This is a genomic window from Xanthobacter albus (assembly GCF_043194895.2).
Classification (GTDB): domain Bacteria; phylum Pseudomonadota; class Alphaproteobacteria; order Rhizobiales; family Xanthobacteraceae; genus Xanthobacter.
In genome coordinates this window covers 2,340,255-2,360,898 of sequence record NZ_CM195532.1, presented here as the reverse complement: position 1 = coordinate 2,360,898, position 20,644 = coordinate 2,340,255, and the positions used below count along the sequence as shown (strand labels likewise).

Genomic DNA, 20,644 nt, shown 5'->3' with positions numbered 1-20,644 from the left:
GGAGCGGGCCAAGGCCCCCTCCCCGCCCCGGAAAGAGCGGAATGAAAAAGCCGGCCCCGATGTCTCGGGGCCGGCTTTTTCATTTGTCCGCACCACGGGCTTGGCGGACTGGGCCGCGCGGCGCCCGCGGAACCGGGCCTCAATCGTCGCGATACACCCGCTCGCGACGCTCGTGCCGCTCCTGCGCCTCCACCGAAAGGGTGGCGATGGGACGCGCTTCCAGCCGCTTGAGCGAGATGGGCTCGCCCGTATCCTCGCAATAGCCGTAGCTCCCGTCCTCGATCCGCTGGAGGGCGGCGTCGATCTTGGAGATCAGCTTGCGCTGGCGGTCGCGGGCCCGCAGCTCGATGGAGCGGTCGGTCTCCGACGACGCCCGGTCGGCGAGGTCGGGGTGGTTCTGGTTCTCGTCCTGAAGGTGCTGCAGGGTTTCACGCGCTTCCCGCAGGATATCGTCCTTCCATCGCAACAGCTTCAGCCGGAAATACTCCCGCTGCCTGTCGTTCATGAAGGCCTCGTCCTCGCGGGGCCGATAGTCCTCGTCGAGTTGGATCGACATCAGCCGTGTCCTCAAAAAAGCGTCGTTGATCCCCGCGGCACAGGATCCGCCCGCCCGGCCTCCGGCGGATGCGGCGAAGCCTGCCCCGTCGACGAACTGGAGCGGCGTCCCACCATCGAGCGCGGCGAGGCGACCTTTCCCGGCAGGAATGACGCTCCAAGGTCGCCGCGCTTATATCGACGCCGTCCGCCCACGACAACTGTCATTGCCAGCGGCCCCGATCGGGCGCACATCGCGACGGGGCTTGACGAAGGCCCCGCCCCTGCCGACCCTGCCGCAGCGCAGCAGCGGCCGCGGGGCCTCCGCCCACGGCCGGCGCCCGTGCGATGCCGCCGCAACCACCGGATGCGCGCGCGACCGCCGCGTCCCCGCGACGCAAGGCCGCGCGCGGAGACAGGGAAGGCCCGCCGGCCCAACGAGGAAGAGAGCGTCCATGCGTTTCGAGGGCACCGACAGCTATGTCGCCACCGACGACCTCAAGGTCGCGGTCAACGCCGCCATCGTCCTGGAGCGTCCGCTGCTGGTGAAGGGCGAGCCCGGTACCGGCAAGACCGTGCTGGCCCAGGAAGTGGCCCAGGCCCTGGGCGCGCAGCTCATCGAGTGGCACGTGAAGAGCACCACCAAGGCCCAGCAGGGCCTCTACGAGTATGACGCCGTCGCCCGCCTGCGCGACAGCCAGCTCGGCGACCCCAAGGTGCACGACATCGCCAACTACATCCGCAAGGGCAAGCTCTGGAGCGCCTTCGCGGCCGATGAGCGCCCGGTGCTGCTCATCGACGAGGTGGACAAGGCCGACATCGAGTTCCCCAACGACCTGCTGCAGGAACTCGACCGCATGGAGTTCCACGTCTACGAGACGGGCGAACAGGTAAAGGCACGCCGGCGCCCGGTGGTCATCATCACATCCAACAACGAGAAGGAGCTGCCCGACGCCTTCCTGCGCCGCTGCTTCTTCCACTACATCCGCTTCCCCGACGCCGAGACCATGCGCGCCATCGTGGAGGTGCACTTCCCCGGCATCAAGCAGCGGCTGGTGAGCGAGGCGCTGCGCCTCTTCTACGAGCTGCGCGAGGTGCCCGGCCTGAAGAAGAAGCCCTCCACCTCCGAGCTCATCGACTGGCTGAAGCTGCTCATGGCCGAGGACGTGGACGCCGACACCCTGCGCGCGCAGGACCTGCGCAAGGCCATCCCACCGCTCCACGGCGCGCTTTTGAAGAACGAGCAGGACGTGCACCTGTTCGAGCGCCTCGCCTTCCTCGCCCGCCGCGAGGGGCGCTGAAGGTGGACGTCTCCATCATCCTGCCGCTGCTGGTGGCGCTGGTGCCCATCGCCCTGTTCTTCGCCCTGGTGCGCCGCCGCCGCGGGCCCGAGGCGCCGCGGCGCGCGCCGAGCACCGAGGTATCCGAGCCCGCGGCCGACTTCGGCCTCGCCCGCGACACCGAATCGGAAGCTCCGGGCCCCACGGCCGAATCCTCCGGAAGCAGCACGGCCGGCGCCGCGGCGGCCGCGGCCGGCGGCGCCCTCATCATCGGCTATGGCGCCAGCCACCGGTCGGGCTCCGGAGAGGAGAAGGGCGGCGACAATGCGCCGGATCGCGACGGAGGCGGCCACGGCGGGCGGCAGGGGTAGCGCCTGCCGAACCGCCGCCCCCGCGAACGGGCCATCCGCGCGGAAAAACGCTGCTCACCGGCCTTCACAGGAGGGCGGAGGGCCGGCGACCACGCGCTCGGGCGCCGAAAAGAGGCGTGGCACCTGAAGCAATCTCACTCGGCCGTCAGTGAACCGAGCCCCAGGCCCCGCCTCCCCTTTGACGGGAAAACGCGCGGCCAGGTCACCCGAAGCTCCGGCGGAGGCGGGACAGCGGACGGAAGCGCCCCCTCAGGCGCGCGGCGCGGCCGCGCGGCTCACCACCAGGCCTTGCCGATGTTGAAGGTGTAGCTCAGCGAAACGCCGGTCCGGAACTGGTTGCGGTCGCTGGTGAGCGGGGAATCTCCCGCATCGCCGAGCAGGTAGCCGTAGCCGCCGTAAACGCCGGCCTCGAAGCCGTTGCGGAAATTGTAGGTGAGCTGGCCGGTCACGCCCACGAGGTCGAAGCCGCCGCCCGCCTGGTACACCGGCAGCGGATTGCCCATGGCGGTGGCGGTGAGCGACTGCAGCGGCGTGATGCCGAAATAGGTCTCCATATAGCCGGAGCCGGCATAGGAGAGGCGCGGGCCCACCGCGAAGCGCCAGCGGTCCATGGTGTAGATGACGTCGGCCGCGAGATCGCCGGCGAAGCCAGAGAAGCTGCCCATGCCGTAGCGCAGCTCCGCGCGCAGGCGCAGCCAGTCGAGGGCATACCACTCGGCGAAGCCGCCGGCCTCCACGCCCATGCCGATGTCGCCCATGCCGGTCAGGCGGTCGGAGGCGTCCTCGTCCCGCCCCCAGTCGAGCCGGCCCACGGCGCCGGCGCGGAAGGTCCCAGTATCGAGGAAGGCGATGGAGGGATTGTCGTCGACGCTGCGGAAGACGTTGAGCTGGCTCGCCTTGGCGATGGAGAAGATGGCGCCGGGGCGCACGGTGTAGCTGCCCGAACCGGGATAGTCCGGCTCCAGGCGGCCAGAGAGGCCGATGGTGAGGTACCAGTCCTCGATGGTGGCCCGCGGCGCGGCGGACGGCGACGACGCGAGATCCCCCGCCATGGCGCTTCCGGTGGCGCAGAGCGCGAGACACGCCGTGATGAGACCCCGCCCGAACACCGCCATGGAACACCTCGAATGGACACGCCGACCTGTGCCTCCGCCAGGAGGAGACCCCGGCCGGCGGCCCGCGCCCGGCGCGCCTCGAATCAGCCCGAGGCATCGCGCATGGCTGCGAAGCTGAAAATCTAGCCGGACAGAGTTCATCGTTGGTTGCAAAAATGACACTGCGGGCCCGTCCTCATTCCGACACCACCCCCGCGCGGACAAGGGGAGCGGCCCGGCATCCCCTTCACGCGGCAAACCCGCGCGACGCTCTTCCCCGCCCGAGTTTTCCGGAAGTACAATCCCCCGCCGGCGGCGAAACAGCTTCCATGGAGCGGGAAGAACGACACGCCAAGGGAGGGAAAGACGCGCCATGACTGGACGATTCCGCGGCTTCGCCTGGCCATGCGGCCCGAAACGATGAAAATCGAGGTATTCTCGAACCTTCTATACATGCCCCACCGGCATGGCGCGGCGGTGCTTTCGCCATTCATGGTTGACATGCCGTAAAGCCGCCGTCCCGCCGCCGCTGCAGGATGGTCCCGCAGCGTGTTTCCCACCTCGCGTCAGAAGGACTTTGTCATGACCGGAGCAGCCACCGAGCAGCATGCCACCCTGGGCGACGAGAGCTTCATGTCGGCAGACGACCTGCGGCACTACATGCAGGAGCTGGAGCAGGCGAAGCTCAGCAAGGAGCTCGCCGCCATGGACAGGGAGGAGAAGGCGCGGGCCGAGCTGGTGAAGACCCTCTCCGCCCCCCTCGACCTGACCCCCGACGTGCTGCACGGGATCGCCCAGAACCTCATCAACAAGATGAAGCTGGCCGCCCAGCGCGGCGAGACCGAGATCATGGTCATGCGCTTCCCCAACACCCTGTGCACGGACAAGGGGCGCGCCATCAACAACGCCGAGGAGGGCTGGCCCGACACCCTCACCGGCCGCCCGCGCCAGGCCTTCGAGCTGTGGCGCGACCACCTGCGCCAGGGCCACTACAAGCTGAAGGCCATGATCGTGGACTGGCCCAACGGCATGCCGGGCGACGTGGGCTTCTTCCTCAGCTGGGGCTGAGGGGCGCCCGCCCCCGTGAAGCGACGCCTCCTCCGGCCGGCACCGCCCGCCGGAGGAGCACGCCGTGGCGAAACGACGAAACAGGCCAAGGAGCACCGCCATGAGCAAGGACAGGAAGGACAAGCACGGCAAGGGCAAGGCCGAGGACGCCAAGGCCGCAAACGACACCGCCCTCCCCGATGGAAACGGCGCTCCGCAGGACGCCGCCGCCGCACCGGCCGAGCCCGGCCCGGCGGAGCGCATGAAGCGCAAGGCGTATGAGTCCCACCTGAAGGATCTGCACGCCGAGCTGGTGAAGCTGCAGCTCTGGGCGAAGCAGACCGGCGCCAAGGTCTGCATCGTGTTCGAGGGCCGCGACGGTGCCGGCAAGGGCGGCGTCATCAAGGCCATCCTCGAGCGCGTGAGCCCGCGCATCTTCCGCGTGGTCGCGCTGCCCCCGCCCACCGAGCGGGAGAAGTCGCAGATGTTCATCCAGCGCTACGTGCCCCACTTCCCCGCAGCGGGCGAGATCATGATCTTCGACCGCTCCTGGTACAATCGCGCCGGGGTGGAACGGGTCATGGGCTTCTGCACGGATGAGCAGGCGAAGAAGTTCCTCATGGCCACGCCGCTGGTGGAGAAGGCCATGGCGGAAGCCGGCATCATCCTGCTGAAATACTGGCTGGAGGTTTCGGAGGACGAGCAGACCCGCCGCATGGAGAGCCGCATCGACGACCCGCGCAAGGTCTGGAAGCTCTCGCCCATGGACCTCGAATCCTATTCGCGCTGGTACGATTATTCCCGCGCGCGCGACGAGATGTTCGCCGCCACCGACACCGAGTGGGCACCCTGGTACGTGGTGCATTCCGACGACAAGAAGCGCACGCGGCTCAACGTCATCTCCCACATCCTCTCGAAGATCCCCTACGAGGAGGTTCCGCGCGAGAGGGTGAAGCTGCCGAAGCGCGACAAGCCCCACGGCTATGAACCCTCCGACCGCCCCTTCCGCACGGTGCCGGAACGCTTCTGAGCCGGAGCGCTTCTGAGCCGGAGCGCTTCTGAGATCGAGGGGGCGGCTTCGACGCCGCCCCGCTCGTCCTATTCCGCGGCCGCGCGCGGCTTGTGCGCCTGAACGGCGGCTTCGGCGGCGGCATCGGCCGCCTCCTCCTGCGCGTGGCGGCCGGAGATGGCGTGGTGCACCACCTGGTCGAGCCGGTCGAGGTAGAGATAGACCACCGGCGTGATGAACAGGGTGAGCATCTGCGACACCATGAGGCCGCCCACCACCGCCACGCCCAGCGGCTGGCGCAGCTCCGATCCCGCGCCCGCGCCGAGGGCGATGGGCAGCACGCCGAAGATGGCGGCCAGCGTCGTCATCATGATGGGCCGGAACCGCAGCAGGGCCGCGGTGCGGATGGCGTCGTGGGCGCTGAGGCCGGCGCGGCGGCGCTCCAGGGCCACGTCGATCATCATGATGGCGTTCTTCTTCACGATGCCCACCAGCATGATGATGCCGATGATGGCGATCACCGACAGCTCCATGCCCGCCACCATCAGCGTGATGAGCGCGCCGATGCCCGCCGAGGGCAGGCCCGACAGGATGGTGAGCGGGTGGACGAAGCTCTCGTAGAGCACGCCCAGCACCATGTAGATGACCAGCACCGCCGCCAGGATGAGCAGCACCTGGTTGCCGAGCGCATCCTGGAACACCTGCGCCGTGCCCTGGAAGCCGGTGATGATGCTGGCCGGCAGGTCGGCCGCCCGCGTCGCCTGCTCGATCTCCGCCACCGCCTGGCCAAGGGAGGTGCCGGGCGCGAGGTTGAAGGAGATGGTGACGGCAGGCTGCTGCTGCTGGTGGGCCACCTGGAGCGGGCCCACCGTGCGGCGAATGTCGGCCACGGTCTCGATGGGCACCACCGCGCCGGAAGCGGTGCGCAGGTACACGCGCGAGAGGTCGGCCGCATCCTTTTGGAAGCGGGGCTGCGCCTCCGCGATGATGGAATACTGGTTGGTGTCGGTATAGAGGGTGGCCACCTGCCGGGTGCCGAACTGGGTGTAGAGGGCGTCGCGCAGCATCTGCTCGGTGATGCCGAGGGCGGCGGCCTTGTCCTTGTCCAGGTCGATGGTGAGCTGCGGATTGGTGATCTGCAGGTCGCTCGTCACGTCCCGCAGGCCCGGCAGCTTGCCGATTTCCGCCTCCATGCGCTGGGCGGCCTCGTAGAGGGTCTTCGAATCCGAGCTTTGCAGGGTGAACTGGAACTGGCTCTTGGACTGCACGCCGCCCACGGAGATGTTCTGCACCGGCTGGAAGAACACCCGCACGCCCGGCACCTGCGCCACGCGCTTGCGCAGTTCCTGGATCACGCCGTTGGCGGAAAGGGCCCGCTCGTCGCGCGGCTTCAGGGCCACGAAGAGGCGGCCGGTGTTGGTGGTGCGGCTCGATCCGGTGGCGCCCGCGGTGGACACGAGATAGGCGACGCTCGGGTCCTGGCGCACCACCTCCGCCACCTGGCGCTGGCGCTCCACCATGGCGTCGAAGGAGGTGTCGGTGGCGGCCTCCACGGTGCCGGTGATGAAGCCGTTGTCCTCCTGCGGGAAGAAGCCCTTGGGAATGATGACATAGAGATAGGCCGAGAGGCCGATGGTGGCGAAGGTCACCAGCAGCATCAGGAAGCGGTGCCGCAGCACCGCGTCCAGCGCCACCCGGTAGGTGCCGAGCCACGCGTCGAACATGCGCTCCGTCACGCGGAAGAACAGGCTCGGCCGGCGGGTGTGGTCGGGCGCCTTCATCACGCGGGCGCACAGCATGGGCGTGAGCGTGAGCGAGACGAAGCCCGAGACCAGGATGGCCACAGAGATGGTCACCGCGAACTCGCGGAAGATGCGCCCCACCACCCCGCCCATGAACAGCACGGGGATGAACACCGCCACCAGCGAGAGGGTCATGGAGATGATGGTGAAGCCGATCTCCCGCGAGCCGATGATGGCGGCGCGGAACGGCTTCACCCCTTCCTCCATGTGCCGGTAGATGTTCTCCAGCACCACGATGGCGTCATCCACCACGAAGCCGACGCACAGGGTGAGCGCCAGCAGCGTCATGTTGTTGATGGAGTAGCCGAACAGCCACATGGCCGCGAAGGTGGCGATGATGGAGAGCGGCAGCGCCAGCGAGGGCACGATGGTGGCGCGCACGTTCCGCAGGAACAGGAAGATCACCAGCACCACGAGGATGATGGCCTCGAACAGGGTCTTCTGCACATCCGCCACCGCCTCGCGGATGGAGGTGGAGCGGTCCATCAGGACATTGATGTCCACGGAGGCGGGAAGCTGCGCGCGGAAGGCCGGCAGGTGGTTCTTCACCTCGTCCACCACGGCCACGGTGTTGGCATCGGGCTGGCGCACCACGGCGACGATGATGGCGCGGTCGTCGTTGAACCAGCTCGCCACGCGTTCGTTTTCCACCCCGTCGCTGACGCGGGCGATCTCGTCGAGCCGCACCGGGGCGCCGTTGCGCCAGGCCACCACCAGCCGGCGGAACTGCTCCGCGCTGGCGCTGGCGGTGCCCATGTCGATGGTGAAGGTCTGCTTGGGGCCGGAGAGCACGCCGATGGGCGTGTTGGAGGCGGCCGCCTGCACCGCGCCCTGGATGTCGGATGCCGAGATGTTGCGCGCCGCGGCCGCCGCCGGGTCCACGCGGATGCGCACGGCATATTTCTGGCTGCCGTAGATCTGCACCTGCGCCACGCCGGGAAGCTGGGAGATCTGCTGGCCGATCAGCGTGTCCGCATATTCGTTCACGGCCGAGAGCGGCAGCGTGCCCGAGGAGATGGCCAGCAGGATCACCGGCGCATCGGCCGGATTCACCTTACGGAAGCTCGGCGGCGTGGTCATCTCGTCCGGAAGCTGGCGCTGCGCCACGGAAAGGGCGGACTGCACGTCGAGCGCGGCGGCGTCGATGTCGCGGTTCAGGTCGAACTGGACGGTGATGGACGTCGAGCCCTGGGTGCTCGACGAGGTGAGCGAGGAGATGCCGGCGATGGTGGCGAGCTGGCGCTCGATGGGCGTGGCCACCGCCGTCGCCATGGTCTCCGGGCTGGCGCCGGGCAGGGTCGCGCTGACGGTGATGGTGGGGAAATCCACCCGTGGCAGCGCGGCGACGGGAAGCTGGCGATAGGCGAAAAGGCCGGCCACCACCAGCGCCAGCATCAGCAGCGTGGTCATGACCGGCCGGCGGATGCACAGTTCCGCGAGCATGGCCTCAGCTCCCCGTGGCCGGCGCGGCGGGCCGCTTGACGCTCACCCGGCTGCCGTTGCGCAGGGCGAGCTGGCCGTCGGTGACCACCGTCTCCGTACCGTCGAGCCCCTTGGCGATCACTGCCTCCCCATCCACGGTGCGGGCCACAGTCACCGGCCGCACGCGGGCGAGCCCGTCCTCCACCACGAACACGAACGCGCCGTCCTGGCCCACCTGCACCGCCTCACCGGGAATGGCGACCGCATTCTCCTCCACCCGCAGCGTCACGGTTACGGCGCCGAGGGTGCCGGGCCACAGGCGCTCGTCCTCGTTGGGGAACACGGCGCGCACGGTGATGGTTCCGGTCTGCGGGTCCACGGTATTGTCGATCACGGCGACCTTGCCGCCGGAGATGGTCTCGCCCGAGCCCTGGAGGGTGATGTCCACATGGGCGTCATTGGCCCGGCGCACCTCGGTGAGGTAGCGCTCGGGCAGGCCGAAGGCGACGTAGATGGGCTTCAGCTGGCGAACGGTCGCGAGGGTATCGTCGACCTTGATGACCGCGCCGGCGCGCACCGCCGAGACGCCGATGCGCCCGCTGACCGGAGAGCGGATCTCGTAATAGCCGCGCTGCACCTTGAGGGAATGGAGGTTGGCCTCGTCCTGCGCCACCGTGGCCTGCTGCATGTCGGCGGTGGTCTTGGCGTCCTCCACCTGCACCTGGGACACCGCATTGCGGGTGACGAGGCTCGAATACCGCTGCACGTCGCGCCGCGCCTTGTCGAGCTGCGAGCGATCCTTGGCGAGGGTCGCCTCGCCCTGGCTGATCTGCGCGTCGATGACACGGGAATCGAGCACGAACAGCAGGTCGCCGGCCGCCACCACGGCGCCGTCCTGGAAGCCCACCTTATCCACCTCCCCCGCCACGCGGGAGCGGATGGGAACCGTCACCATGGCCTCGACGGTGCCGAGCGCCTCCACCCGCACCGGCATGGGCTTGCGCGCCGCGCGGGCCACCAGCACCGCGGTGCCGCGAGGCTGCGTCTCCGCGGTGCCGGCCGGAGCCTTCGCCGCCCAGGGCTTTTCCTGCCACGCCCACGCGGCGGCCCCCGCCGCCGCGAGGCAGACGACAGCCACAAAAACCTGTCCGCCGCGCCTTCGCCCGTCTCTCGCCATACCACCCTCGATCCCGTCCCCGGCCGCCCGGCCCTCGATATCGCTGCGATGCAACGCCACTCAGGCGGGCAGGTCCAATTACGGTTTGGACAGGTTTGAAGGCGAATGCGCGGCGGATGGTCGCCACTGACGCAAGGAAATGCCTACATTCCCGAAGGTCAGGCGCCCAGCCGCAGCCCCGCGAGCCGCTCCAGGGCCCGGTCGAGGGTGGCATCGCTCTTGGCGAAGCAGAAGCGCACCACGCTCTTCACCGCATCCTGCGCATAGAAGGCCGAGACCGGAATGGCAGCCACTCCATGCGCCTTCACCAGATCGAGGCAGAAGGCCTCGTCGTCGGGCGCGTTGGAGTGGGCGGAGAGGTCCACGGTGAGGAAATAGGTGCCCTTTGCCGGCAGCACCCGGAAGCCGAGGTCCGAGAGCCCTCGCGTCAGCCGGTCGCGCGAGCGCTGGAGGCCTGCGCGCATGGCGGTGAAGTAGCCGTCCTCCTTGCCGAGCCCATAGGCCACCGCCGCCTGGAGGTTGGGCGGCGTGGTGAAGGTGAGGAACTGGTGGGCCTTGGAAACCACTTTCATCAGCGGCGGGGCGGCGAACACCATGCCCACCTTCCAGCCCGTCATGCCGAAGATCTTGCCGGCGGAGGAGATTTTCACCGTGCGCTCGCGCATGCCGTCGAGCGCCATCAGCGGCTCGAACCCGAGGCCGTCGAACACGATGTGCTCCCACACGTCGTCGCACACGGCATAGGCGCCGAAGCGCAGGCAGAAGTCCGCGAGGAGCTGCAGCTCCGCGCGGGAGTGCACGGTGCCGGTGGGGTTCTGCGGATTGTTGAGCAGCACCAGCTTGGTGCGGTCGGAGAAGGCCGCCTTCAGCTTCTCCTCGGTGATGGCCCAGGAGGGCGGCTCCAGGCGCACCAGCCTGGCGATGCCGCCGGCCCGCTGCACCAGCGGCAGGTAGGCATCGTAGAGCGGCTGGAACAGCACCACCTCGTCGCCGGGCTCGATGAGGGCGAACAAGGCGGCGGCCAGCGCCTCGGTGGCGCCGGAGGTGACCATCACTTCCGTATCGGGATTAAGATCGAGGCCCTGCCAATGTCGGAAGTGGGCGGCCGCCGCCTGCCGCAGCTCCGGCAGGCCCATCATGGAGGGATACTGGTTCCAGCCGTTGAGCACCGCGTCGGCCGCCTTCTCGCGCACGTCGAGCGGGCCGGGGTCGTCCGGGAAGCCCTGGCCCAGGTTCACCGCATCATGGGTGCGGGCGAGCTGCGACATCACCTCGAAGATGGTGGTGGGCAGGGCCGAATAGATGGTGTTGAGGGGACGCAGCGGGGCGGAAAAGGTCATGGTGCGCATCGTCTGATTGGGGCCGCGCCCGGCGGCGCCGGCCGCCTGCGGTTTAAAGCGTTTTCGAGCGAAGTGGAAACCGGTTCGCGTGAAGAAAACGCGTCAACGCTGGAATCTAGAGCCGTTTTCCCGATTCCATGAAACGGCGAAAGAGCTATCCATCCCCGCACCGGCGCGCTCAGCGCGCGCCTTCCGGCCCGGCGAGGGGCTTCAGCGCCGCCAGCAGCGCCTCCTGCGTCACCTCCGCCATGGGGCACAGCACCTTCGCCGCCTCGGTGCGGCGGCCGGCGCGCATCACCAGCACCACCGTCTCGGCACCGCCGCAGGCGGGATCGCCGCACGAGATCTCGGACACGGAAACCGTCGCCTCCGCGTCGAGGTGAAGCGCTTCCCGCACCCGCTCCGCGAGCGCGCGGGCCGCGTCGCGGCTTCCGTCCGCCTCGCCCCGCCTCCGCATGAACAATCGCATGGCCCTGCTCCCGCCGTGGCGCCGGCCCCCTTCTGCCCGCGCCGCGGGGCGGGAAGATGACCGCCCGAGGTTGCCGAACCGCAAACCGGCGCCTGGAGCGTTCTCCGCTCGCGCCCGCTCGCGACAACGGCTCTAGATTATTGAGATCACGCATTTTCTTCACGCGAACCGGGAACCACTTCGCTTGAAAATGCTCCAGCCCGCGCGGCGCGCGTCACTCGTCGTCCGCGTCCGGCTCCGGCAGGCGGAGCACGCGGCGCAGCCGGCGCAGGCCACGCCGCAGCCGCCCGCCCTCCAGCCGCAGCACCGCCCAGGTGACGCGGCCGTCGTCCACGTCCCGCACCTCGATCGTCGCCCGGCCGTAGACGATGCGCATGCCGGGCGCCACCCGGTCGCTGGCGCGGTCGGCGAAGGCGTCGGCGATGCTGAGGCCCCACTCCTCCTGCGGCACCGGCAGGCCGTAGAGCCCCGCGAGGTCTCCCAGCCGCACCGCGCCGACGAAGGGGAAGGCCGCGACATCGGTGATCGCCGCCGCCTCCTGGGGGCGGAACAGGCGGTCGAGCCCGTGCACCCGCTGCGGCGGGGCGAGCACATAGGCATAGTCGCCGGAGCGCAGCTGGCCCGCGGCCTCTGGCGTCAGGGTCTGCCCGCCGCGTGCCACCATCACCAGCCGCGCCCAGGCGGGCAAGGCGCCGGGCGTCCCGGCCGGCGCGCCCTCCGCGACCGGGTAGGCCACCAGATCCACGTCCATCTGGCCCGGCAGGTCGATCTCGAACCGGCGCACCGCAGGCGTGGGATCGGCCAGCGCCACCCCGAACCGCCGGGCGGCGGGCACCATGGTCCAGCCGTGCAGCACCAGGGACACCGCCACCACAGCGAAGGCCACGTTGAAGTACACTTCCGCGTGCGGCAGGTGCGCCAGCATCGGAATGGTGGCGAGGAAGATCGACACCGCCCCGCGCAGCCCCGCCCAGGAGATGAACGCCTTCTCGTCCAGCGAGAAGCGGAACGGCGACAGGCATGCGAACACCGCCGCCGGCCGGCCCACCAGGATGAGGAACGCCGCCACCCCCAGCGCCGGCAGCGCGTATTCCAGGATCTTCTGCGGCGATACCAGGAGCCCCAGCATCACGAACATGACGATCTGGCACATCCAGGTCACGGCATTGAGGAAGCTGGTGATGGGCGCGATGGCGCGCACCGGCCTGTTGCCCATGACGAAGCCGGCCAGGAACACCGCCAGGAAGCCCGAACCGTGGGCCAGCGAGGTGAGCGCGAACAGGAGAACCGCCACCGCCACCGCCAGCACCGGGTGCAGCCCGACCGGCAAAGCGAGCCGGTTCATGAGCGCCGCCAGCACCACGCCCCCGGCCACCCCGAATGCGGTGCCCACCGCCAGCTCGCGTGCCACCCCCAGCAGCACCATGGGGCCGGGATCGGACAGGTTGGAGGAGAGCAGCTCCACCAGCAGCACCGTGAGGAACACCGCGGCGGGATCGTTGGTGGCCGATTCCAGCTCGATGGTGGAGCCCACCCGCCGGCCCAGGTGCAGGCCCTGCGCATGCATCAGGAAGAACACGGCGGCGGCATCGGTGGAAGCCACGATGGCGCCCACCAGGAAGCCTTCCATGGGCGAGAGCTTCAGCAGCGGGGTGGCCACCAGCCCCACCAGCGCCGCCGTCAGCACCACCCCCACCGTGGCGAGGGCGACCGCCGGCGCCACCGCGCCGCGCAGGGCGCTCATGCGCATGCGCAGCCCGCCGTCGAACAGGATCACCGCCAGCGCCGCCGAGCCCACCATGTAGGTGGCCCAGTAATCATTGAAATGGATACCGCCGGGCCCGCCCTCCCCCGCCAGCACGCCCACCAGCAGGAACAGCAGCAGGATGGGCGCGCCGAAGCGGGCGGCGAGCAGGCTCGACAGGGTGCCCGCGACCAGCAGCGCGGCTACAACCAGGAGAACGGCATTCGAGACGACCACAGATCCCATTCCGCTACGTCACCTCCGCCGCCGGCAGCTCATGATGCGCACCTGCAACAGTAGCGCCTCCGGCCACCGACGCGTAAGGTCCGGATCGTTGCGGAAATTCTTGGGCGGTTCCGGGGGCACACCGAACGCGTTCGCAAGGATTCTGGAAATGCCGTGGCTCGGCAACGTCAGCGCATATCTCGTCGTCCCGTTCGCCATCGTGGCCAACGGCCTGTGGGCGAGGCAGGCGGAAACCATCTGCCTCGATCGGGACCTGGCGATCGATATCGCTCAGACGGAAAGCGAATATGCATCGGGAGTTGGCGTCTATCCGCTGGATGCGGAGGGCCGGTGCCTGACGGTCGCGCCGATCGCCTGGTACGGCCTTTCCGAACCGCCGACGGACGCCAGCGCGAACCTCGCGCTCATCAGCACCATCCGCGTGGAAACCGCCGCAGTGGGCGGGGGACCCGGCCTCAGGCTTCATTGAACACGGGCGGAATGAACCCGAACATAGTTCAATCCTGAAAATTCAAGCGAATCCATAACCGGCGCGCCCCCGACGACGCAACACCCGGCCTTCGGCGGCCGGCGCCGTCGCGCCGAGACCTGTTCGCGAACGGTCACGTCACGAGGCTTTATCTTTATACCGCAAGGCACGGAAATTCCTTGCCGAATCGCCCAGCGCGACGAACGGCCGCAGCCCTGATTCCAGCGGGAAAATGACCTGCGGACAGCGACCAGCACGCTCTCCGAAAGGCGGGCCGGCACAACCTGAGGTATCCCACCCACGGCCGCCCGAAAACGGCGTCCGTTCAGTCGCGGCCTCTTCAGCTCCGGCAGCGCGGACGTCCTGGCATCAGTAGTCCCACTGCGCGCCGATGCCGACCGAGGTGTTCCCGTCCGCGCCCGTGGCGCCCTGCAGGCGGATGTTCTTGGTCACGTCCACATCCACCGTGACCTGGCTGGAATTGGGCGTCGTGCCCTGGCGCACGCCCATGTAGATGCGATCGTTGATGCGCCGGCCGAGGCCCACCTGCCCGCCGGTGCCGGCGGCGTTGGTGCCCACGTCCAGGCTGTCCACCCCCAGCGAGCGGCGCATCTGCTCCAGAACCCCGCCGCCGCCCGAGAACTGGGCGATGGTCTGGGCGATCTGCAGGCTCTGCGCCGCCGTGAGCGAGCCGGCGTTGCGACCGAACAGCAGGCGCGCCAGCACCTCGTCCTGCGGCAGGGTCGGCTCCGAGGTGAAGGCGATCTCCGGCTGCGAGGCCGGCCCCGTCACCAGGATGCGGGCGGTGATGTCGTTGGCGGTCGTCTCGGCGATGAAGTCGAGGTCCGGGTCGGTGCTGCCCGTGAAGGTGATCTTGCCGCGCGTGAAGTTCAGCCGCTTGCCGAGGATATCGAAGCGCCCGCGCCGCATGTCGAAGCCGCCCTGGGTGACGGGCGCGCGGCTGGTGCCGCTCACGCGCAGCTCGCCGCCCAGCTCCGCCTCCATGCCCATGCCGCGCACGAAGATGTTGTTGCGCGCCGCCACCGTCAGGTCGAGCGTGATGCCGCCGCTGCCGCCACCGCGCTCGCGCTTGGGCGCCTCGGGGGTGGCGCGGGCCGCGTCGCGCCCGCGCGGATCGTTCACATGGCGCACGTTCAGCGCCTGCACGCCGCCCGCCCGGTGCTCGGCGAGGTTCACGTCCATGGCCCGGATGTCCACCCGGCCGGTGACGTGGGGATCATTGGTGAACTGCCCCTCCACCGCGATGCGCCCCTCGGTGACGAGGCGGATCATCTCGCTGTTCACGAGCCCGGCGTTCTGCATGGTCACCTCGATGCGGCCGGGGAAGTTGGCCGCCGGGTCGAGGCCCACCGAGCCGCGCGCGGAAATGCTGCCGCCGTTGGGCGTGCGGGCGGTGAGGGAATTGACCGTCACCGAGCGCTCGGTGCCGGCGATCACGCCCTCGATGCGGTCGAGGGTGATGCCGTTGGCACCGTCGTTATAGCGCGCGCCGGAGATGCGCACCGTGCCGCCGGCGCGCGGCGCCGCGGCGGTGCCGCGCACGGTGGCGTCGATGGCCGCGTTGCCGGTGAGCTGGCTGCCCATGGCGGCGAGGGAGGCATTGGCGATGCGAAGATCCACCCCGCCCCGCACCGCGAGGTCGAGCTCGCCGGCCCCCAGCGGCGCCGAGCCGGTGATAGCGAAGTTCGAAAGGTGGTTGCCGGTGATGGTGGTGCGCGTGGTCACCCGCCCGCCGCCCAGGGCGCCGGCGGTGCGGATGTCGAACGGGCCGGCGCCCGCCTTCGCGAGATCGGGCGTGGAGAGGCGCGAGACCTGGATGTCGTAGGGGCCCTCCGGGCGGTCGGCGGAGCCGCGCACCCGCGCGGTGCCGCTCACGGTGCCGGCGAGGCCGAGCCCCGGCGCCGCCAGCTCCGCCACCGCCAGCGGCAGGGCGCGCACATCCACGCTGAGGTCGAGGCTGGAGCCAGCGCGGCCGGAGACGGTGAGCGCGCCGCCCCGGCTCGCCAGCGCCAGCCGGTCGATGGCGACGTCGCCGCCGGAGATGGTGATGTTCGCGGGCGCGGAGGTGGCGAGGGTGGTGCCGCCGCGCGCCACGCTGAGGCGGTCGAGCCGCACGCGGGAGGTGGCGTCCTGGTAGGCGACCTGTGCGGCGGCGGCCACGTTCGCGCCATTCACCTGCGCGTCGAGGGTGAGGGCGCTGCCCTGCCCCGCCCTCCGCGCCTGCAGGTTTGCACGCGGAATGGAGACGCCCGCCTCCACATTGGTGAGGCTCACGGTGCCGTCGAGCACCGGCTGGCCGGCGGGGTCCGCCACGTTGAGGTTGATGCGCGCCGCGCCCACGCTCTGGCCGGCGGCGCGCACGTTGTCGGCGGTGGCGTTCACCGCCACGGTCTGCCGCCCGGCGGCGGCGCCGAGATCCACCTTCGCGTCGAGGCGGCCGGCGAGTTCGGTGAGCGCCAGGGCGGAAAGGTCCGCGAGGTTGCCGGCCGCGACCGCGAGCTGCCCGGCGAGGAGACCGTCCGCCCCGCGCGCGACATCGCCGCGTGCCGTGACCGAGCCGATGGAGAGATCGAGTCCGTCGAGCCGCGCCGCCCCCTGGTCGCCCAGCGCGAAGGCGCCGCCGCCGGTGGCGGGCTTGCCGGCGATGCGCCCCTCGAGCGTGAAGCGGCCCGAAGGCAGGGCGGTCAGGTCGCGGGCATCGAGGCCTAGGGCGAGCCCCTCGATCTTCTGCCCCATGGCCGCGCCTTCGGGCACCGCCAGCCGCGCCGTCACCGCCAAAGCGTCGAGGCTGCCGGAGAAGGCGGCGGAGCCGTCCAGCCGGCCGGCGAGGCGCGGTTCCACCCGCTTCAGGTCGTCGAGGACGAGATTCGCCTTCAGGTCCGCGAGGCGGCGCGAGAGGGTTCCGTCCACCTTCAGGTCGAGCCCGGTGGCGGCCAGCGACAGCCCCTCGACCGTGAAGGCGTCGGCGCCCGCGCGGGAAAGGGTGCCGGCGAGCCGGCTGGTGGCGCCGAACAGGCCGTCCACGGCGGCGATGCCGGTGCGGATGCTCTCGGTGCCGCCGGCGAGCTTCAGCGTAAGGCGCTCGTAGCCGTCCGCGCCCGTCACGTCCGCGTCGAGCTGCGCGGTGCCGGCGAGCGGCCGCCCGGCGAGGGGCCCGAAGGCCGCGAGGTCCAGCCGCTCCAGCCGGAAGGTGCCGCGGGCGGCATCGGCGCTGGCGGTGCCGGAAAAGCGGGCGGAGAGCGCGGCGAGCTGGGCCGTGAAGCCGGTCAGCGCCACATCGCCGGCCGCAGGCTTCACGGCGGTGGCGGTGATGTGCGCGGTGTCGCCGAGGGCGCCGCGTACCTTTGCATCGGCGGCGGTGAGGCCGGAGGCGGTGGCGTCGAGGGCGATGTTCAGGGCGCCGTTGTCGGGCGTGGTCTTCACATCGGCGGCGAGCGTGCCGGCGCCATAGCCGGCGCCGGAAAGGCTGGCGGCATCGAGCCGCGCCGAGAGGGCGGGTGTCGCCAGCAGGCCCTTGAGGCCGCCTTCGAGCTTCACCGATTTCCAGCCGACGCCCGGCGCCAGCTTCTGGAAGCGATCCGCATCCCCCGCCACGGCGCTGAAGGCAAGGTCTGTGGAAGAGCCCTCGGCATCCACCCTGCCCTTGGCGGCGAGGCCGAAGCCGGTGGCGCGCACGGTGAAAGTCTCCACCTCCACCGGGCCTGCTGTCTCCACGAGGGCGGTGGCTGAAATCTCGGTGCGCTCCTCCAGCAGGGGCGCGACGGCCGGCGGCAGCAGCTTCGAGACGTCGGCATCGAGCGCGATGTTGACGCGGTGTCCGCCGCCCACCGCGCGCACCCCGGCGGCGCCCGTCACCTGCGCCACGTCGCCGGCGGAAAGGGAGAGCCGGCCGTCCCAGGCGTCGATGGGTCCCTTGCCGCTCACGCGCGCGTCGAGGGGCGGCAGCCCCTCCATGCCGGCGGCGCGGGCCACGAGCCCCCCGGCCGGCTCGCTGGCCGCGATGTCCACGTCGAGGATGCGGGTGTCGGGCGTGTAGTGCACCCGGCCCTTCACCGTGCCCGGCGCATCCTTGCGATCGAGGGCGAAATCGGCCGCGAGGCCCTTGCCCGCCGCCATCAGGTCCGCCGAAGCCGTGAGCGAGAGCTGCGCGGCATGGCCGAGCACGGGCGCGCCGATGGAAATGTCCTCCACCGCCAGCCGGCCGAGCCGCACCGGCATCATGAAGGACGAGCCGCCGGATGTCGGCTTGGCGGGCGCGGCCTGGGCGGGCGGCAGCTCGGGCAGGCGCTCCACCGCGATGCGGCGCGCCTCCAGCGCCTCCACGTTCACGACGCCGGAAAGCAGGGAGAGCGGGTGCCAGGAGAGGCGCAGCGCCTCCACTTCCGCCACCGGCCCCTTGCCGTCCGCCACGGCGACGCGGCCGATGCTCATGTCCCACGGCACGCCGCCGCGGATGTCGGTGATGGACACCGTGAGCCCGGACACGGAGGCGAGCGAGGACGCGACGCGGGCGAGCAGCGTCTTGCCCGGCCCGGTCTGCAGCCCCGCGAACAAAGCGAGGAGAATCACCACCACCGCGGCGAGCGTGAAGCCGATGCCGCGCAGGAGAAGGGAGGACATGCCGCGCGCCGCCATCAGAACGCCTGCCCCAAGCTGACATAGACGCCGTACGAGCCGTCGTCGGGTCCCGGATTGAGCGGAATGGCGAGATCGAGCCGCAGCGGCCCGATGGCCGTGTAGTAGCGCAGGCCGATGCCGGCGGAATATTTCATCTGGCTGAAGTCGGGATATTCCGTGGCATAGGCCGAGCCCATGTCGAGGAAGGGCACGATGCCGATGGTGTCGGTGATGCGCACGCGCATCTCCGCCGACGCCTCGAAGAAGGAGAGGCCGCCGATGATGACGCCGCGGGCGTTGCGCGGGCTCGCCGACTGGTAGTCATAGCCGCGCAGGGAGCCGCCGCCGCCCACGTAGAAGCGCCGCTGGGCGGGCACGTCCTGGAGATCGGCGCCGATGTAGCCGCCGGTGGAGACCCGCCCGGCGATGATGTAGCGCTTCTCCTCGTCGAAGGCGTGGTAGGCGGAAAGGGTGGCCTTGGCCATCACCGGCCCGGCGCCGCTCTCGCCCAGGTAGGCGAAGGGCTCCACGGTGGCCGCGAAGCGCATGCCGCGCGAGGGGTCGAGCGGAGAATCGGTGCTGTCGAAATTGAAGTCCACGGGCACGCCGAGGATGAAATAGTCGCCCTTGGTGTCGGCGTCCTGGACGTTGGAATCCTCGAAATCGATACCCACCTGGGCCGAGAACTGGTCGTTGAACCGGCGCCGGATGCCGGTGACGAGGGTGACGCCCTCACGCACATAGGCGTTCGTCACCTCGCGCAGCACCGCCGCCTCGGCCACGAGGTCGTCGGCGGAGGTGATGATGCCGGGCTTGGTGAAGGTGGCGGCGAGCCGGTAGCCGAACGGGTCCGCGTCCGGCACCGCCTCGGATTTCTGGCCGAACCAGGAGACGCTGGAATCGAGGCGCAGCGTCTCGCCCCCGCCGAACAGGTTGCGATGGCCCCAATAGGCGTTGAGCGAGGAGCCGTCCGTGTTGGAATACTTCGCGGAGAAGCCGAAGAAGCGCGGCGCGCGCGGCGTCACCTCGATGGTGATGGGCAGCTCACCCCGCGCGTTCAGGTGGTCCGCCTCGCGGATGCGCACGCCGGATATGGCGTCGATCTTGGCGAGCCGCCGGCGCAGCGCCGCGAGGCGCTCCGGCGAGAAGGGCTCGCCGGGCCGGATCTCGATGCGGTCCTCGATGAAGCCGGGCGGCAGGAAGTCGGCCCCCGTCACCGTGAAGTCGCCGAAGGTGGCCTGCCGGCCGAGGGACACCAGCAGCGTCACGTTGAGCCTGTTGTCGGCGTGGTCCGCCACCACCTGCTTGTCGGCCACCTTGGCGAAGGGATAGCCCAGCTCGCGCCAGTGGTTGGACAAGGTGGCCTCGGCCCCGACGATGGCGTCGGCGCGGGCGGGCTGGCCGGGCTCCAGGCGCAGCAGGCGCAGGGAGGGCGCATCCGTGAGCGGCTGCCGCGTGGCGGCGTCGAGGATGCGCACGGTGCCGAAGGTGAAGGCGGGGCCGGGATCCACCACGATCCTCACCGGCACCGGGCCGCGCGCGCGGCTCGCCTCCACGATGTCGAAGATGTTGGGCGTGTCCAGGCGGTTGCCGGAGATGGTGATCTCCATGGTGCCGCCATAGTAGCCGTTGGCATAGAGCGCGGCGATGATGCGCTCGCGGTCGGCCGTCACCCGCCGCACGAGGCCGGCGGCGCCGGCCGGCGGGCGCGACTTCAGGCTCTCCAGGTTGGAGGCGTCCAGCACGGCGCTGCGCACGCTGCGATCGGCGTTCACCACCTCGATGTCGATGGTGTAGGGCACCGCGTCGATGGCGGGAGTGTCGTCGGCCGTCTCGCGATTCGGATTGAAGAAGTTGATGATGGGGTCGAACAGGCCGCCCTCGTCGGCCTTCGCCGGCAGCACCCCGAGCGCCGTCATCACCGCGGCCAGGGCCACCGGGCGCAGACGGAAGGTGCCAGAAGATCTTGCCGGGTTCGCCATTTCCGCTCGTGTCGAAGTCC

General features: G+C 70.2%; 14 protein-coding genes. 5 read left to right on the top strand and 9 right to left on the bottom strand.

What is annotated here, in order from left to right:
• Positions 1-139 precede the first annotated feature (139 nt).
• A complete protein-coding gene (gene dksA / locus V5F75_RS10485) occupies positions 140-556 on the bottom strand; it encodes an RNA polymerase-binding protein DksA (RefSeq protein ID WP_394036588.1) in 417 nt (138 codons plus the stop codon).
• Positions 557-989: 433 nt separating this feature from the next.
• Between dksA and V5F75_RS10480 the strand changes: the two genes are divergently transcribed.
• Together V5F75_RS10480 and V5F75_RS10475 are read left to right on the top strand one after the other, a co-directional pair.
• Entirely contained in the window at positions 990-1,835 is an 846-nt protein-coding gene (locus V5F75_RS10480; RefSeq protein WP_394036586.1) for an AAA family ATPase, read from the top strand.
• Positions 1,836-1,837: 2 nt separating this feature from the next.
• A complete protein-coding gene (locus tag V5F75_RS10475; RefSeq protein ID WP_394036584.1) occupies positions 1,838-2,185 on the top strand; it encodes a hypothetical protein in 348 nt (115 codons plus the stop codon).
• A 275-nt stretch (positions 2,186-2,460) separates the two neighbouring features.
• On the opposite strand, the gene V5F75_RS10470 is transcribed toward V5F75_RS10475, so the two are convergent.
• Entirely contained in the window at positions 2,461-3,300 is an 840-nt protein-coding gene (locus V5F75_RS10470) for a MipA/OmpV family protein (RefSeq protein WP_394092746.1), read from the bottom strand.
• 561 nt (positions 3,301-3,861) lie between these two features.
• On the opposite strand from V5F75_RS10470, the gene V5F75_RS10465 reads away from it, so the two are divergent.
• Together V5F75_RS10465 and ppk2 are read left to right on the top strand one after the other, a co-directional pair.
• Entirely contained in the window at positions 3,862-4,347 is a 486-nt protein-coding gene (locus V5F75_RS10465) for a hypothetical protein (protein WP_394036580.1), read from the top strand.
• A 100-nt stretch (positions 4,348-4,447) separates the two neighbouring features.
• Entirely contained in the window at positions 4,448-5,356 is a 909-nt protein-coding gene (ppk2, locus tag V5F75_RS10460) for a polyphosphate kinase 2 (protein ID WP_394036578.1), read from the top strand.
• A gap of 68 nt (positions 5,357-5,424) precedes the next feature.
• Here ppk2 and V5F75_RS10455 read toward each other — a convergent pair whose 3' ends face one another.
• The 5 genes from V5F75_RS10455 to V5F75_RS10435 all read right to left on the bottom strand — a co-directional run bounded on the left by V5F75_RS10455 (position 5,425) and on the right by V5F75_RS10435 (position 13,535).
• Positions 5,425-8,580, bottom strand: a complete 3,156-nt coding sequence (locus V5F75_RS10455; RefSeq protein WP_394036576.1) for an efflux RND transporter permease subunit — start codon at positions 8,578-8,580, stop codon at positions 5,425-5,427.
• 4 nt (positions 8,581-8,584) lie between these two features.
• Positions 8,585-9,697 (bottom strand): efflux RND transporter periplasmic adaptor subunit, encoded by a 1,113-nt coding sequence (locus V5F75_RS10450; protein WP_394036574.1) that lies wholly within the window; start codon positions 9,695-9,697, stop codon positions 8,585-8,587.
• Positions 9,698-9,894: 197 nt separating this feature from the next.
• Positions 9,895-11,076, bottom strand: a complete 1,182-nt coding sequence (locus V5F75_RS10445; RefSeq protein ID WP_394036572.1) for an aminotransferase — start codon at positions 11,074-11,076, stop codon at positions 9,895-9,897.
• Positions 11,077-11,254: 178 nt separating this feature from the next.
• Entirely contained in the window at positions 11,255-11,545 is a 291-nt protein-coding gene (locus V5F75_RS10440) for a hypothetical protein (RefSeq protein WP_394036570.1), read from the bottom strand.
• A gap of 214 nt (positions 11,546-11,759) precedes the next feature.
• Positions 11,760-13,535 carry a potassium/proton antiporter gene (locus V5F75_RS10435; RefSeq protein WP_394036568.1) on the bottom strand — a complete coding sequence of 592 codons (1,776 nt, stop codon included), beginning with the start codon at positions 13,533-13,535 and terminating at the stop codon, positions 11,760-11,762.
• Between the two features lie 148 nt (positions 13,536-13,683).
• Here V5F75_RS10435 and V5F75_RS10430 point away from each other — a divergent pair, with 148 nt between their 5' ends.
• Positions 13,684-14,004 (top strand): hypothetical protein, encoded by a 321-nt coding sequence (locus V5F75_RS10430; RefSeq protein ID WP_394036566.1) that lies wholly within the window; start codon positions 13,684-13,686, stop codon positions 14,002-14,004.
• A gap of 369 nt (positions 14,005-14,373) precedes the next feature.
• Here the strand turns inward: V5F75_RS10430 and V5F75_RS10425 are convergent, their stop codons facing one another.
• Positions 14,374-18,645 (bottom strand): translocation/assembly module TamB domain-containing protein, encoded by a 4,272-nt coding sequence (locus V5F75_RS10425; RefSeq protein WP_394036564.1) that lies wholly within the window; start codon positions 18,643-18,645, stop codon positions 14,374-14,376.
• Between the two features lie 14 nt (positions 18,646-18,659).
• Positions 18,660-20,624, bottom strand: coding sequence for an autotransporter assembly complex protein TamA (locus V5F75_RS10420; RefSeq protein WP_394036562.1), 1,965 nt, complete (start codon positions 20,622-20,624; stop codon positions 18,660-18,662).
• Between the last annotated feature and the right edge of the window lie 20 nt (positions 20,625-20,644).